This is a genomic window from Sphaerisporangium sp. NPDC051011, from assembly GCF_040653595.1.
Taxonomy (GTDB): Bacteria; Actinomycetota; Actinomycetes; order Streptosporangiales; family Streptosporangiaceae; genus Sphaerisporangium.
This window is the reverse complement of record NZ_JBFAGG010000013.1, coordinates 54,681-69,179: the sequence shown is the minus strand read 5'-3', so window position 1 is coordinate 69,179 and position 14,499 is coordinate 54,681. Positions and strand designations below refer to the sequence as shown.

General features: G+C 72.1%; 12 protein-coding genes. 7 read left to right on the top strand and 5 right to left on the bottom strand.

Annotated features, from left to right (window positions below; genetic code table 11):
• Window positions 1-92: 92 nt before the first annotated feature.
• The 3 genes from AB0H21_RS28025 to AB0H21_RS28015 all read left to right on the top strand — a co-directional run bounded on the left by AB0H21_RS28025 (window position 93) and on the right by AB0H21_RS28015 (window position 4,752).
• Window positions 93-1,193 carry an alpha/beta fold hydrolase gene (locus tag AB0H21_RS28025; protein WP_358522210.1) on the top strand — a complete coding sequence of 367 codons (1,101 nt, stop codon included), beginning with the start codon at window positions 93-95 and terminating at the stop codon, window positions 1,191-1,193.
• Between the two features lie 14 nt (window positions 1,194-1,207).
• A complete protein-coding gene (locus tag AB0H21_RS28020) occupies window positions 1,208-3,574 on the top strand; it encodes a GMC family oxidoreductase (protein WP_358522208.1) in 2,367 nt (788 codons plus the stop codon).
• 431 nt (window positions 3,575-4,005) lie between these two features.
• Window positions 4,006-4,752 carry a GNAT family N-acetyltransferase gene (locus tag AB0H21_RS28015; RefSeq protein ID WP_358522205.1) on the top strand — a complete coding sequence of 249 codons (747 nt, stop codon included), beginning with the start codon at window positions 4,006-4,008 and terminating at the stop codon, window positions 4,750-4,752.
• Window positions 4,753-4,777: 25 nt separating this feature from the next.
• On the opposite strand, the gene AB0H21_RS28010 is transcribed toward AB0H21_RS28015, so the two are convergent.
• Entirely contained in the window at window positions 4,778-5,425 is a 648-nt protein-coding gene (locus tag AB0H21_RS28010; protein WP_358522202.1) for a response regulator transcription factor, read from the bottom strand.
• Window positions 5,416-6,675, bottom strand: coding sequence for a sensor domain-containing protein (locus tag AB0H21_RS28005; protein ID WP_358522200.1), 1,260 nt, complete (start codon window positions 6,673-6,675; stop codon window positions 5,416-5,418). Before AB0H21_RS28005 ends, AB0H21_RS28010 begins: the two co-directional genes overlap by 10 nt.
• A gap of 221 nt (window positions 6,676-6,896) precedes the next feature.
• On the opposite strand from AB0H21_RS28005, the gene AB0H21_RS28000 reads away from it, so the two are divergent.
• Window positions 6,897-8,426: an acyltransferase gene (locus tag AB0H21_RS28000; protein ID WP_358522197.1), complete on the top strand. Its 1,530-nt coding sequence runs from the start codon at window positions 6,897-6,899 to the stop codon at window positions 8,424-8,426.
• Here the strand turns inward: AB0H21_RS28000 and pgeF are convergent.
• The 3 genes from pgeF to glgA all read right to left on the bottom strand — a co-directional run bounded on the left by pgeF (window position 8,369) and on the right by glgA (window position 10,980).
• The gene (pgeF, locus tag AB0H21_RS27995) at window positions 8,369-9,055 is read right to left on the bottom strand and encodes a peptidoglycan editing factor PgeF (protein WP_358522601.1); all 687 of its coding nucleotides are present in this window, start codon (window positions 9,053-9,055) and stop codon (window positions 8,369-8,371) included. The two genes, AB0H21_RS28000 and pgeF, sit on opposite strands and share 58 nt — an antisense overlap.
• 83 nt (window positions 9,056-9,138) lie before the next feature.
• Window positions 9,139-9,720, bottom strand: coding sequence for a DUF4232 domain-containing protein (locus AB0H21_RS27990; RefSeq protein ID WP_358522194.1), 582 nt, complete (start codon window positions 9,718-9,720; stop codon window positions 9,139-9,141).
• 84 nt (window positions 9,721-9,804) lie between these two features.
• The gene (gene glgA / locus AB0H21_RS27985) at window positions 9,805-10,980 is read right to left on the bottom strand and encodes a glycogen synthase (protein ID WP_358522191.1); all 1,176 of its coding nucleotides are present in this window, start codon (window positions 10,978-10,980) and stop codon (window positions 9,805-9,807) included.
• Between the two features lie 187 nt (window positions 10,981-11,167).
• Between glgA and glgC the strand changes: the two genes are divergently transcribed.
• The 3 genes from glgC to AB0H21_RS27970 all read left to right on the top strand — a co-directional run bounded on the left by glgC (window position 11,168) and on the right by AB0H21_RS27970 (window position 14,493).
• A complete protein-coding gene (glgC, locus tag AB0H21_RS27980; protein WP_358522188.1) occupies window positions 11,168-12,400 on the top strand; it encodes a glucose-1-phosphate adenylyltransferase in 1,233 nt (410 codons plus the stop codon).
• A gap of 93 nt (window positions 12,401-12,493) precedes the next feature.
• On the top strand, window positions 12,494-12,805 hold the full coding sequence (locus tag AB0H21_RS27975) for a DUF5709 domain-containing protein (RefSeq protein ID WP_358522185.1): 312 nt from the start codon (window positions 12,494-12,496) through the stop codon (window positions 12,803-12,805).
• A 116-nt stretch (window positions 12,806-12,921) separates the two neighbouring features.
• The gene (locus AB0H21_RS27970) at window positions 12,922-14,493 is read left to right on the top strand and encodes a hypothetical protein (protein WP_358522182.1); all 1,572 of its coding nucleotides are present in this window, start codon (window positions 12,922-12,924) and stop codon (window positions 14,491-14,493) included.
• Window positions 14,494-14,499 lie beyond the last annotated feature (6 nt).

Below are 14,499 nucleotides of genomic sequence, written 5' to 3'. Positions count from 1 at the left end.
GGGTTCCGTGGCGGATGTACGGGGTTTCCACGATGCCGCCGGGGTCGGCCGGTTGGCATTGTTGGAGCGGGTCACCACAGGAGGACGGTCAGATGGAGCACCGCATACCGCGGTACACGCTGGAAGGCGTGCGGGGAGCCGAGATTTCGGTCCACCCCTTCTCCACCGATGACGAGCTCGGGCTGTCGTTGACGCGGTTCCACGGGGACGACTGCGACGACGTCGTGCTCCTCGTCCACGGCCTCACCTCGTCCAGCGACATGTTCATCATGCCCGAGCACCACAACCTGGTGAGCTTCCTGCTGGACAGCGGGTTCGGCGACGTCTGGACGCTCGACTTCCGGATGAGCAACCGCTACCCGTACAACCTGGAGACCCGGCGCCAGTCCCTGGACGACATCGCCGCGTTCGACCACCCGGCCGCGATGGCCGAGCTCCGCCGTCACGTTGGGGCACGGCGGATCCACGTCATCGCGCACTGCCTGGGGTCGGTGTCGTTCCAGATGAGCCTGTTCGGCGGCGCTCTGGACGGCGTCACCAGCATGGTGGCCAACAGCGTGGGCCTGACCCCGCGGGTGCCCGCCTGGGCGCGGGTCAAGCTCACGCTCGGGCCGGCGCTGCTGGAGTACGGCCTCGGTCTCTCCTACCTGGACCCGAGGTTCAGTGAGGCCCCGCCGTTAACGCGGCGGCGGCTGCTCTCGTGGCTGGTCTCGTCCTTCCATCCCGAGTGCCGGGAGCCGGCCTGTCACATGCAGAGCTTCATGTGGGGCAGCGGCAGGCCGGCGATGTACCGGCACGGGAACCTGACGCCGCGGACGCACGTCCACGAGCGGCTCGCCGACCTGAACGGCGCGGCGGACGTCAACTACTACCGCCACATCGGCAAGATGGTGCGGGCCGGGCGCGCCGTGAAGTGCGAGCCCGGCAACCCGCTCCACGACCGCCTGCCCGACGACTACCTGGCCGAGGCCGGGCAGGTCCCGACGCCGGTCCTGTTCATGACCGGTGACCACAACGACGTGTTCACCGATTCCAACATCGTCTGCCACAAGATCCTGTCGAAGCGGGCGCCCGGCCGGCACGAGCTCCAGGTGATTCCCGGCTACGGGCACATCGACCCGCTGATCGGCAAGAACGCCCACGTCGACGTGTTCCCGCGCATCCTCGACTTCCTCAAGCGGCACGCCGGCTGAACACAGTGAGACCAATGAACACAGAGCATGTGGACGCCGTCGTCGTCGGGTCCGGTTTCGGGGGCTCGGTCGCGGCGTACCGGTTGGCATCGGCGGGGCTGTCGGTGGTGGTGCTGGAGCGGGGCCGTGCCTACGCACCTGGCATGTTCCCGCGCAGCCCCGCCGAGATGAGCAAGGCGTTCTGGGACCCGGCCGCGGGCCACTACGGCATGTTCGACGTGTGGAGCTTCAGCGGCTGCGACTCGGTGGTGAGCAGCGGGCTCGGGGGCGGCTCGCTGATCTACGCCAACGTCATGCTCCGCAAGGACGAACGCTGGTTCGTGCACGAGGAGCCGCTGCCCTCCGGCGGGTACGAGTCGTGGCCGGTGACGCGCGCCGAGCTGGACCCGCACTACGACGCGGTCGAGAAGATGATCGGCGTCACGCCGTACCCCCTCGACCACCCGGTCTACTCCGACACGCCGAAGACCAGGGCCATGCAGGACGCGGCCGCCGAGCTCGGGCTCGACTGGCGCCTGCCGCCGCTGGCGATCAACTTCGCGCCGTTCCGCGGCGCCGAGCCGGGGATCGGCCTGCCGATCCCGGACCCCGAGTACGGCAACCTGCACGGCGTGACGCGCCGCACGTGCCGGCTCTGCGGCGAGTGCGACTTCGGCTGCAACGACGGCGCCAAGAACAGCCTGGACCACACCTATCTGTCCGCGGCGCGCCACCACGGCGCCGATCTGCGCACGCTGCGCGAGGCGCGGGCGATCCGGCCGCACCCGGACGGCGGCTACGAGGTCGACTACGTCCGCCACCACCCGGAGTCGGGGCGGCGGACGATCCGGTGCGACCGCCTGGTGCTCGCGGCCGGCACGTACGGCACGACGCTGCTCCTGCTGCGCAGCCGCGGGAGCCTTCCCGGGCTGAGCGACACGCTGGGCACCCGGTTCTCCGGCAACGGCGACCTGCTGACGTTCCTGCTGCGGGCCAAGGACCGCAGCCGCACCCGCACGATCAACTCCAGCCGGGGGCCGGTGATCACCAGCGCGATCCGCCTGGCCGACGAGATGGACGGCACCCGCGACACCGGGCGCGGCGCCTACATCCAGGACGGCGGGTATCCGGCCTTCATCGACTGGCTGGTCGAGGGCGCCGACGTGCGCAGCGAGTTCCGGCGCGCCGCCCGCTTCCTGGCCGACCGGCTGCGCGCGTTGCTCACCCGCGACACCAACATGTCGGCAGAGATCGCGGGCCTGATCGGCGACGGCGAGCTGTCGGGCAGCTCCCTTCCCCTGCTCGGCATGGGCAGGGACGTCCCGGACGGGCGGCTTCGGCTGCGCGACGGCAGGCTGGACGTGCAGTGGCACTCGCAGGGCAACGAGGAGCACTTCGAGAGGATCCGCGCCACCATGCGCCGCGTGTCCGACGTGCTCGGGGCCGAGCACTCCGACATGCCGGCCTGGCTGGGCAAGCGGATCATCACCGTCCACCCGCTCGGCGGCGTGCCGATGGGACGTCACGCCGGAGAGGGCGCCTGTGACGCCTACGGCGAGATGTTCGGCCATCCCGGGTTGTACGTCGCCGACGGGGCGGCCCTGCCGGGTCCGGTGGGGGCCAACCCGTCGCTCACCATCGCGGCGCTGGCCGACCGCATGTGCACCCGCATGCTGGAGGGCCGGCCGCCCGCGGGCGGGAAAAGCGTGAACGGAGGTCGGCCGCGTATGGCCGTGGAGACCGAAATGGCCGTCGGCGGGTCGCCCGAGGAGGGCGTCCTGCTCACGGCGGGCGAGCCCGCCGTGCCCACGTCCCTGTCGTTCACCGAGGAGATGACGGGGTTCGTCTCGCTCGGGGTGGAGGACCCGCGGGCCCGTCACGTGAACGGCAGGTCGCACGGGGACCGCTTCTCGTTCCAGCTCACCATCGAGATCGACGACGTCGACGGCTTCCTGGCCCGGCCCGCCCACCTGGCGCGGGCCTGGGGCTGGATCGAGGCGGAGTTCTGCGGTGGCCGCCGTACGGTGGAGCACGGCTGGTTCAACCTGTTCGCGCCGGGCGCGACGCCGGACCGGCGTGAGATGCGCTACCGGCTGTGGTTCACCGACGGCGAGGGGCGGCCCCGCACGCTCGCCGGGTGGAAGGACGTTCATCACGGGCCCGCCACGCGGCTGTGGCTCGACACCTCGACCCTCTACACGTGCTTGCTGGAGGGTCACGTCCCGGAGGGCGAGGACGACGGGGCCGTGGTGGCCGGCGCGGGGACGCTGCGCATCCAGCCCATGGACCTCGCCGCGACGCTGAAGAGCTTCTCGACCGAGGGCCCGCACGGTCTGACCGCGCTGGCCAGATTCGGGAGGTTCTTCGTCGGACAGCTCTGGGACGTCTACGGACCGGGGTGAGGCGGAAACCCCGAGGCGGCCGATCGGTCGAGCGGGAGGTGGATCCCCCGCCGATCGGCCGCCGGCTCCGGGTTTTCGCGGCGCGGTCGCGGTTGTACGTGGTCGTCCCAGCGAGACGGATGACGCCGGCGCCTTCGTCCCCTATTTGGAGGGGTTAGGGGAGGGAGGCGGGGGCGTGGGCAGCGCCGAGAAATCGGCCTTGCCCGTGCTCTCCAGAAGCGTCATGTGTTTCATGACCACGTCCACCGCGACCTGCGCGAACGCGCGGATCTCACCGCTGGTACCAGAACGTTACAGAATTTTCGTGATCTTGAATGACCGATCTGACTCGTGTAAACATCGGAGGATGCTCGGCGCACGAGCGGTCATACCGGGGCAAACAACCCGAAAATAAGTGGCTCCAGGCTCTGACCGGCTCTAACTTGGTCGACGTGGAGACTCTCAACCGCAGGACGGCCACCGACCAGGCCGGACGCCCGGTGCTCAGCTACGTCGAGGGCACCCGCGCGGGACGCCCCTGCGCCGACCTCGCCGAGGAACTCGCCCCCGGGGCGGTCGAGGTGATCCTCCGTGACATGCCGGGGTGGGTCGTTTCGGGCAATGAGGACCTCGGCCGGCGCCTGCTCGCCGCCGGGGCGCGCCCGCTGCGGCACGCCCACGTCCACTCACGCGACCTGCGCGCCGCCCCCGCCCCCGCCGAGTGGGCCGAGACCGGCTACGGCGTGGTCTCCTCCGACGCCGTGCCCGCCGCCGAGGTGTTCCCCGCCTGGCACGCCGCCTACGGGCCCGGCCATCCCGACCACCGCCCGGTCGACGACACCGAACTGCTCGAACGCGAACTGGAGCCGCTGCTCGACGGCCGGTCCCACGGCCCGCTGCTGCCCTGCGGCGGGCTGCTCCTGCGCGACGGGCGCGTCGTCGCGGGCGTGCTCGTCGGCGACCGCGGCGACCCGCCGCCCGTCGGCGGCCCGTGGATCTACGACGTCTTCCGCGACCCGAGCCCGCAGTACGCCGGGCTCGGTGCCGTCATGCTGCGCCGCGCGCTGTCGCTGGCCACCCTGCACGGCCTGCCCGCGCTCGGCCTCGCCGTCACCGAGGGCAACCCGGCCCGCCGGCTCTACGAACGGCTCGGCTTCCGCCACCTGTTCTCGTCGGTCACCGTCATCGTCCCGGACTGACGATCCCCCCGGCTTCGGTGACACCTCAGGAGCGCAGGTAGGCCAGCACCGCGAGCACCCGCCGGTGCTGGTCGCCGTCGTCGGCGTACAGGCCGAGCTTGTTGAAGATGCTCCTGACGTGCTTCTCGACCGCGCCGTCGGTGATCACGAGCTGCCGGCCGATCGCCGGGTTGGACCTGCCCTCGGCCATCAGTCCGAGGACCTCCCGTTCGCGCGGGGTCAGCGACCCCAGCGGGTCGTCACGCCGCCGCCTCACCATCAACTGGGCCACCACCTGAGGGTCGAACACGGTACCTCCGGAGGCCACGCGGCGCAGTCCCTCCAGGAACTCGTCCACGTCGGCCACGCGGTCCTTCAGCAGGTAGCCGACCGCGCCGCGCGCGTCGGCGAGCAGGTCGTCGGCGTAGGAGACCTCGACGTACTGCGAGAGGATCATGATCGGGGAGCCGGGCACCAGCCGCCGCGCCTCCACGGCCGCCCGCAGCCCCTCGTCGGTGAAGCTCGGCGGCATGCGGACGTCCACGACCGAGATGTCCGGGCGGTGGGCCGCGACCGACTTCACCAGCGCGCCGCCGTCGCCCACCGCGTCGACCACCTCGCAGCCGAACTCCTCCAGCAGCCTGATCAGGCCGGACCGGATGAGGACTGCGTCATCGGCCACGACTACCCGCACGGCACCTCCGCGACGATCAAGGTCGGCCCCCCGGCCGGCGACTGCACGACCAGCTCACCGTCGACCGCGCGAAGCCGGTCGGCCAGGCCCGCCAGGCCGTGCCCCTTGGCGACGTGCGCGCCGCCGACCCCATCATCGCCGATGCTGAGCACCAGCGTGTCCCCGAGGCGCGTCAGCAACAGCGTGCACAGCTGGGCGCGGCTGTGCTTGGCGATGTTGGTCAGCGTCTCGGCCGCCACGTAGTACACGGTGTTCTCCACCACGGCGGTGTACCTCTCGGCCGTCTGCACGTCCAGGTCGACCGGGACGGTGCAGCGGCCGGCGAGCGCCGCCAGCGCGGGAGCCAGGCCGCGGTCGCTGAGAATCGGCGGCGCGATGCCCCGCGACAGCGCGCGCAGCTCATCCAGCGTCTCGCGGGTCGCCGTGATCGCCTCCGCCAGCGTCGCCTGCGCGGCCTCCGGGTCCTTCCGCATCTGGCGCTGGGCCCGGGACAGCTCCATCGCCAGGTACACCAGGCGCTGCTGCGGCCCGTCGTGGATGTCGCGCTCCAGCCTGCGCAGGGCGACGGCCTCGGCCGACACGGCGGCGGCGCGTCCCTCGGTGAGGTCGTCGATGCGCTCGCGCAGCTCGGCCACGCCGACCAGCAGCGCCCGCCCGAGCCCTGCCTGCAGCATCGCCGCGCCGCGCATGACGAACGGCAGGGTGAGGCCGAAGAACGCGCCGAGGCCGACGTGGAACAGCGAGTCCACGATGTAGCCGCTGCCGAGCCCGAGCAGCTCGGGAAGCTGCATGTTGCCCGGGATGCTGGAGGTGATCCACCCGTACAAGGGGTAGGTCAGGCCGGCCAGCGCAGCGGCCCACCACGCCACGGTGACGACGAACGTGACGATCGCCACCGGGAAGGCCACGATGCCGTGCAGCAGGTCGAGCCACGACTGGCCGTCCAGCAGCGGCTGGATCGCCCGGCGCGGCCAGCGCGCCCCCGCGGGCGCCCGCTTGCGGCGCGGCAGGGTGACCGGGCGGCCGATGATCGCCGGCAAGCGGCTCCGCTCGATGTTCGCCATGCCCCGGGCCACCATGAGGGTGAGCGCGAGAACGGGCAGGCCGACCCACACCACCGTCGTGCCGATTCCGGCGGCGAGGCCCGGCAGCAGCAGGCAGAAGCTCAGGACGGCGAGGGGGAAGCCGAGCAACGTGTACTGCGTGTCGGTGCCGAGTCGCTTGAAAAGTCGCTTGAAAGGGGAGGTCATGCCGTCAAAGGTACGAGCCCCTCCGACCTCGATCGAGCCGGTGCGCAGGCCGGCCGATGGTAGGGCCAGCCCTACCACGAGAGGTCAGGTGATCTTCGCCGAAGACACCCGTAGCCGTCAGTGCGCCGGCAGGGGTGGCGGCGAGAGGGTCGAGTCCATCGGGATCCCGCCAGAGCCGGGCTTCCCGGACCCTGGATCCCCTCACGACACGAGGTCCCCCCATGCCCGCGAACCTGGCCGATCCCGCACCCCCCACCACCGTCGCCCTGCCCGCTGTGACGTCCGGCGCCACCACCGCCTCCACCCATGACGCCGCCGGTGCCGGCCCGGTCGCCGAGGTGCGCGCGGGACGCGACGGCCCGTCGTCCTCCCTCCCCCGCCAGGCCCGGCCGGGGCGCGACCTGTTCATCGACCTGTTACGCCTGTTCGGCATCGGCATGGTGGTGCTGGAGCACTGGAGCATCCCCGTCCTGTCCTACACCGGCGGCCCCGACGGGCGGATCACCACGGGCAACGCGTTCGCCTCACCGGGCGCGTTCGTCATCACCTGGATCACCCAGGTCATGCCCCTGGTCTTCTTCGCCGGCGGGGCCGCCAACGCGATCAGCCACCGATCGCACGCCTCCCGCGGGGGCGGAGACGCGCCTTGGCTGGCCGGTCGCGTGCGCCGCCTCGCCTGGCCCGTGCTCCCCCTGGCCGCCGTGTGGATCCCGCTCCCCCACCTGCTCCTGGCGTTCGGCCTGCCGGAGCAGCCGGTGCAGACGGCCGCGCGCCTGGCCGGGCAGCTCCTATGGTTCCTCGCGATCTACCTGGTCGCGGTCGCGGCGACCCCGGCGCTGCTGCGGCTCGGCGAGCGGTACGGATGGCGGGTGCCCGCGGCGATGGCCGTGGCCGCCGTGCTGACCGACGTCGTCCGGTTCAACGGATTCGAGGCGGCGGGATTCCTCAACGTCGCGTTCGTCTGGCTGGCCGTTCACCAGCTCGGCTTCCTGTACGCGAGCGGGCGCCTGGCCGGGTTCCGGCTCATGGCGGCCGGCGGGTTCGGCGCCGCCGCCGCGCTCGTCGCCTTCGGCCCGTACCCGGGGAGCATGATCGGGCTGCCCGGAGCGATCTCCAACATGGCCCCGCCGACCGTCGCGCTGCTCGGGGTGGCCTTCGGGCAGATCGGGCTGGCCATGCTGCTGCGCCCCCGTCTCGTGCGCCTGGCCGCCCGGCCGCGCGTGACCCGCGTGATGGCGTGGGCGGGACCGCGCATGATGACCGTCTACCTCTGGCACATGAGCGCCCTGTTCGTGGTCGCCGGAGTCGCCGTCGTCGGCCTGGGCCTCGCCACCCCGGCGCCCGCGAGCGCGGCCTGGCTCGCCGGATGGCCCCTCTGGCTGGCCGCGCTCGTGCTGGCCGCCCGCCCGCTGATCCGGCTGTTCGCCCGCTTCGAGGAGCCCCCGTCCGCTTCCGGCGCGCGGCCCGGCGGCGTCCGGGTGGCCGTGGCGACGGCCCTGACGGGCGCGGGGCTGCTCACCCTCACCGTGACGGGCTTCACCACAGGCGTGGCGCCGATGCTCGGAGCCGCGGCCATGCTGACCGGCCTGGCGCTGATCACGCCGATGCGGCGGCCCGCGGCGTTCCGGACGTCCTGGGCCGCCCGCCGGTCCGGGCCCCGCCCCACCCGCGACGGGGCGGTCCCGGCCGCCGGTCAGCCGGTGAGCCAGACGTACCCGGCGAACCTGCCGGTCAGCCTCTCGCGCCGATGAGAGAACAGGTCGGCGGTCTCGATCGTGCAGCGGGCGTCGTGCCGGACGTCGCCCACCCCGGCCCGCGCGAGCTGGGCGGAGATCCCCGCCCGCAGGTCCAGGGCCGGGGCGCCCGCCGGAGTGGACGACCACGTCTCGGGAACCACGGCGGCGACCTCGTCACGCAGCTCGTCCGACACCTCGTAACACGAACCGCAGGCCAGCGGGCCGACCATCGCGACCAGATCGTCCGCCCCGTGGGCGCGCATCGCCTCCACGAGCGCGGTCACCACGCCGGCCGCCGTGCCCACGCGGCCGGAGTGCGCGCCCCCCACCATCCCCTTGACGGGGTCGGCGAGCAGGACGGGCGCGCAGTCGGCGGCCAGCACGGCGAGGCCGAGCGCCGGCCTGTCGGTGAACACGCCGTCGAGCGAGGGCGGAACGGCCCCGAAGGGCTCGGTCACGTAACTCACGTCACGGCCGTGGACCTGCCGCATGAACACCACGCCGCCGGGGTCGAGCCCGAAGCCCCTGGCGGTCAGCGCCCGGTTCTCGGCGACGGCGGCGGGATCGTCCCCCACCGACCCGCCGAGGTTGCGTGTGCCGTACGGCCCCGCGCTGACTCCCCCGTGGCGATCCGTGAACGCCATCCGCACCTGATCGATCGCGAGCACCCCGCCAGTGTACTGATCCCCCCACCCGGCGCCGCACGCTTCCTTCGTATTCCAGGCGCTCAGGGGTGCGTGCCGGGGGCCAGCGGTGAGACGTCCAGACGCCCGTCGTCGCAGGGGGCGGCCGTGAAGGGGATCTCCAGGTGGGCGTTCACCTCGTCCGGCGGCAGAATGATCACCCGGGCCGACGCCGGGCAGGCGGTCTCGCGGCCGGACCGGACCTCGGTCCAGTGCACCTTCGTGTACGCCGAGGCCCGGGGGCGCAGCGTGACCTTGCGCGGCGTCGTGCCGTCCCTGCGGGTCCTGGTGCGCAGCACGTCGCCCCGGTCGTCGATCATGATCAGCCCGACATAGCCGTACACCCAGCAGGTCTTGGACGAGACGTTGGTGAGCACCAGCGGCGCGTATCGCTGCCCGGCCCCCGCGTCCACCCGCCCCGCCCGAGCGGCGAGCGCCGAGGTGTGACACCGCCCAGGCTGCGCCTGTGCCTGGGAAACGCCCGCCGCCGAAATCGGCACCATCGACACTCGTGACGCCGACGTCTTCGCCGTCGAAGCGACCGCCGCCGTAACCCCCGATGCGCTCAGCACCACGGCCGCCACCCCGGCGGCCAGCGCGAGACGCGCCACGTTCTTGCTTCTCATACCTCGTTGGACGCGCCGACCGCCGGTTCTGTTGTCGCCACTCGTTTTCGAGGCTCGTGGAGGCGAACCAGCCCGGCCCGAGGGTCACACCAAGGATGCGTACAGCTCCCGGGTGCGGACGGCGATGGCCGGCCAGGAGAAGTGCTCCACGGCGCGGCGCCGGCCGGCCAGGCCCATCTCGGCGGCCTTGGCGGGGTCGGCGAGCAGGGTGTTCACCCGTTCGGCGATGGCGGCGGCGAACGCGTCCGGGTCGTGCGGCTCGCCGTCGGCTCCCTGGTCGATGGGGACGAGCAGTCCGGTCTCGCCGTCGGCCACGACCTCGGGGATTCCTCCGGTCGCGGTCGCCACGACGGCGGTCTCGCAGGCCATGGCCTCCAGGTTGACGATGCCCATCGGCTCGTACACCGACGGGCACACGAACACACCCGCGTGGGTGAGGATCTGGATGACGTCGGGGCGCGGCAGCATCTCGGAGATCCAGACCACGCCCTCCCGGCTCGCCCGCAGCTCCTCGACCAGCGCGGTCACCTCGGCGGCGATCTCGGGGGTGTCGGGGGCGCCCGCGCACAGGACGATCTGCGCGGCCGGGTCGAAGGCGCGCGCGGCCCGCAGCAGGTGGGCCAGGCCCTTCTGGCGGGTGATGCGGCCGACGAACACGACGTACGGGCGCGCGAGGTCGATGCCATGCCGGACCAGTACGTCCGTACCGGGATCGGGCGCGTACTGGCCCGTGTCGATGCCGTTGTGGATCACCGTGACGCGCTCGGGCGCGATCTCGGGGTAGCAGGCGAGCACGTCGCGCCGCATGCCCTCCGAGACGGCGATCACCGCGTCGGCGGCGAGCAGCGCGGTGCGCTCGGCCCAGGAGGACAGGGTGTAGCCGCCGCCGAGCTGCTCGGCCTTCCAGGGGCGCAGGGGCTCCAGGCTGTGTGTGGTCGCCACGTGCGGGATCCCGTACAGCATCTTGGCGACGTGACCGGCGAAGTTGGCGTACCAGGTGTGGCTGTGGACGAGGTCGGCGCCCGCGCAGGCCGCCGCGATCTCCAGGTCGACGCCGAGCACCTGTAGCGCCGCGTTGGCCCCGGCCAGCCCCTCGGGAACGGAGTAGGCGTCCACCCCCGCCTCCTGGCGCGGCGCCCCGAAGCACCGCACCCGCACGTCGATCAGGCTCCGCAGTTCCCTGGCGAGGTACTCCACATGGACTCCGGCCCCACCGTAGACCTCGGGCGGATACTCACGGCTCAGGAGATCGACGCGCATGCGTAGACCATAGCGCCCACCGCTCTCCCAACACCTTCCGGGAAGCGCCCGAACGCAAGCGAGGATCTTAGCAGTGACCCGTGCGGCCACCCCTGTTACGGGTGTGGTCGGTGAGGTAAACGCCTGGGTGGGCGTGGCGTTGGCAAATGATGGCTTCAGCAGGGAAATGACGGGTAACGTCGGACCTATGAAGACGAGAATCCTCGCGATCGTGCTGGCCGGTGGCGAGGGCAAGCGCCTGATGCCGCTGACCGCCGACCGCGCCAAGCCCGCGGTGCCCTTCGGCGGGATCTACCGCCTGGTCGACTTCGTCCTGTCGAACCTGGCCAACGGCGGTTACCTCAGGATGGTCGTCCTCACCCAGTACAAGAGCCACAGCCTCGACCGGCACGTCTCGCGGACGTGGCGGATGTCGACCATGCTCGGCAACTACGTCACGCCGGTGCCCGCCCAGCAGCGGCTCGGCCCGCGCTGGTTCGCCGGGTCCGCCGACGCGCTGTTCCAGAACCTGAACCTGATCTACGACGAGCTGCCCGAGCACTGCATCGTCTTCGGCGCCGACCACATCTACCGCATGGACCCGCGCCAGATGGTGGAGCAGCACATCGACTCCGGCGCGGACGTGACGGTCGCCGCCATCCGCCAGCCGCTGTCGCTCGCCGACCAGTTCGGGGTGATCGAGACCGACCCGGCCGGGCGCCGGATCGTCGCGTTCCGCGAGAAGCCCACCGACGCCGTTGGCCTGCCGGACGCGCCGGACCAGGTGTACGCCTCGATGGGGAACTACGTCTTCAAGACGCAGGCCATGATCGACGCGCTGCGCGAGGACGCGCTGGACCCGGGCAGCAAGCACGACCTGGGCGGCAATATCATCCCGACGTTCGTGAAGTCGGGTGGCGCGGAGGTGTACGACTTCGCGCACAACGTCGTCCCCGGTTCCACCGACCGCGACCGCGGCTACTGGCGCGACGTCGGGACGCTGGACGCCTACTACGACGCGCACATGGACCTGGTGTCGGTGCACCCGGTGTTCAACCTGTACAACGACCGCTGGCCGATCTACACCGGCCACGACCCGCACCCGCCGGCCAAGTTCGTGCACAACGACGGCGACCGGGTCGGGCGCGCCCTCGAGTCGCTGGTGTCCCCCGGCGTGATCGTCTCCGGCGCCACGGCGTCCCGGTCGATCCTGTCGCCGGGGGTCGTGCTGCACTCCCACTCCCAGGTGGAGGACTCGGTGCTCATGGGCGGGGTCAAGATCGGCCGGGGGGCCATCGTCCGGCGCGCGATCATCGACAAGAACGTGGTCATCCCGGACGGCGCCCGCATCGGCCTGGACGTCGAGTACGACCGCTCGCGCTTCGCCGTGACCCGCGGCGGCGTGGTGGTGATCGGCAAGAACGAGATCGTCGAGCGGTAGCGTGGCCGGCTCCGCCCAGGATCTAGCAGGCATTGCCCGATGACAGGGCTGCGGATGGACAATAAATGACCGATCGGGGGTAGGGCCTTCACTATGACCGGTACGACACGCGGGCCCGACGACATGGGCGATGACGAACAGTTGACCCAGATCGAGGAATGGACCGACAACCTGCCCATCGGTCACGAGATCGTCGAGGACGAGCCCGACGAGCACGGCATCTCGCGCCGGGTGTGGCAGGAGGCCCCCGAGCGCTCCCACACGCCGCGCGAGGAGTACCGCTTCGTCGCCCCGGACGAGGGCGCGCATCCCGACGTGGAGCACGAGGAGTGGGCGCAGGAGGTCGGCGCCGACGACGGGGACCTGTCCGCCGAGGAACGGGCGATGCACATCGAGCGCGACTGACGTTCACGGGGAGTACGCCGGGCCGGGGCCGGAGGGGACCGCCCGGGTGCCGGTCCGATGACGGGAAACCGATCAAGACGGGACCGGGCGGGATATTTCGCGCTAAAGTCCCCGATGTGCGGAGATCACGGCCGTTCTGGCGGCTGACCCCTGCGGAACACCAGGTCTGGGACGCCTACCCCTCCGGCGCCTGGGTCGACCTGCGCAGCGGCGACCCCGAGGCGGACGACCCGGCGAAGGGCGCCACGTGGGGCCGGCACCGCACGGTGCGCGCCGAGGTCGTCACCGCGCTCATGCTCGGGGCGAACCCCGCCGGACCGGGGCAGGTCGCGGGGCTCCGGCTCGCCGGGGCGCACATCGCGGGCGACCTGAACCTGTCCGACGCGACGCTCACCACCAAGCTGCACCTGCTCAACTGCCACCTGCCCGGCGTGGTCTCGCTGACCGACACCACCGCCAAGGGCCTGCGGTTCCGCGGCTGCGACATCCACCGGATCCGGGCCGCCCGCTGCACGGTCGACGGGCTGCTGGAGCTGGACGCCTCCACGGTCCACGCCGGGGTGCGGCTGGACAACGCCCGCATCGCCGGCCAGTTCCGGCTGGCCCGGGCCACGCTGCACGCGCCGCCACCCATGAGCGGGGCGTCGGAGACCTACATGGAGGACGTCCGCCGCCCGTTCAGCGAGGCCGAGCGGCGCGAGCGCGGGTGGGACCAGGACCACTGGGCGCTGTGGGCGGGCGGCATGACCGTGGAGGGCGGCGCCTTCTGCCGCGACCTGCGCACCACGGGCGGGCTGCGGATGATCGGCGCCCGCTTCAACAGCGGCCTGTACCTGGAGCGGGCGGTGATCAAGGCCACGGGAAAGCACGCGATCTACGCCGACCACATGCAGGCGTCGAGCGCCGAGTTCAGCGCCGGCTTCACCGCCGAGGGCACGATCCGGCTGCGCGGCGCCCGGGTGGCGGGCGTGCTCTCGTTCGACCAGGCGGTGCTCACCGCGCCCGGCCGCCGCTGCCTGCACCTCAGCCACATGCAGGTCGACGAGCTGATCCTGCGCCCCGCGTCGTTGAGCGGCGAGGTCAACCTGGGCTATTCGCGGATCGGCGTCCTGCTCGACTCCCCGGACGCCTACCCCGACGAGGTGCGGCTCAACGGGTTCGGCTTCGAGTCGCTGCGCGGCGGCACGTCCCTGGCCGACCGCCTGACCTGGCTGGCCCGCGACCCGGAGGGCTACCGGCCGCAGCCCTACGAGCAGCTCGCGGCGTGGTACCGCAGGATCGGCCACGATGCGGAGGCGCGCGCCGTCCTGCTCGCCAAGCAGCGCGCCCGGCGCGCCACCCTGGAAGTCCCCGGCCGGGTGGGCGGCTACGTGCTCGACGTCGCGGTCGGGTACGGGCACCGCGCGTGGCTGGCCGGGGTGTGGTTCGGCCTGCTGCTCGCGGTCGGGACGGTGGTGTTCACGCTGCATCCCCCCGCGCAGGTGGGCCTGGACGAGCGGCGCGTGTTCCACGCCTTCCCCTACACCCTGGACCTGCTGGTCCCGGTGAGCGTCTTCGAGCAGCGGGCCGCCTGGGAGCCGGTCGGCTGGACGCAGTGGCTGGCGAACATCCTGATCGCGTCGGGGTGGATCCTCGCCACGGCGCTCATCGCCGGCGCCACGCGCCTGCTGCGCCCGCAGCAGAACTGAGCCCCG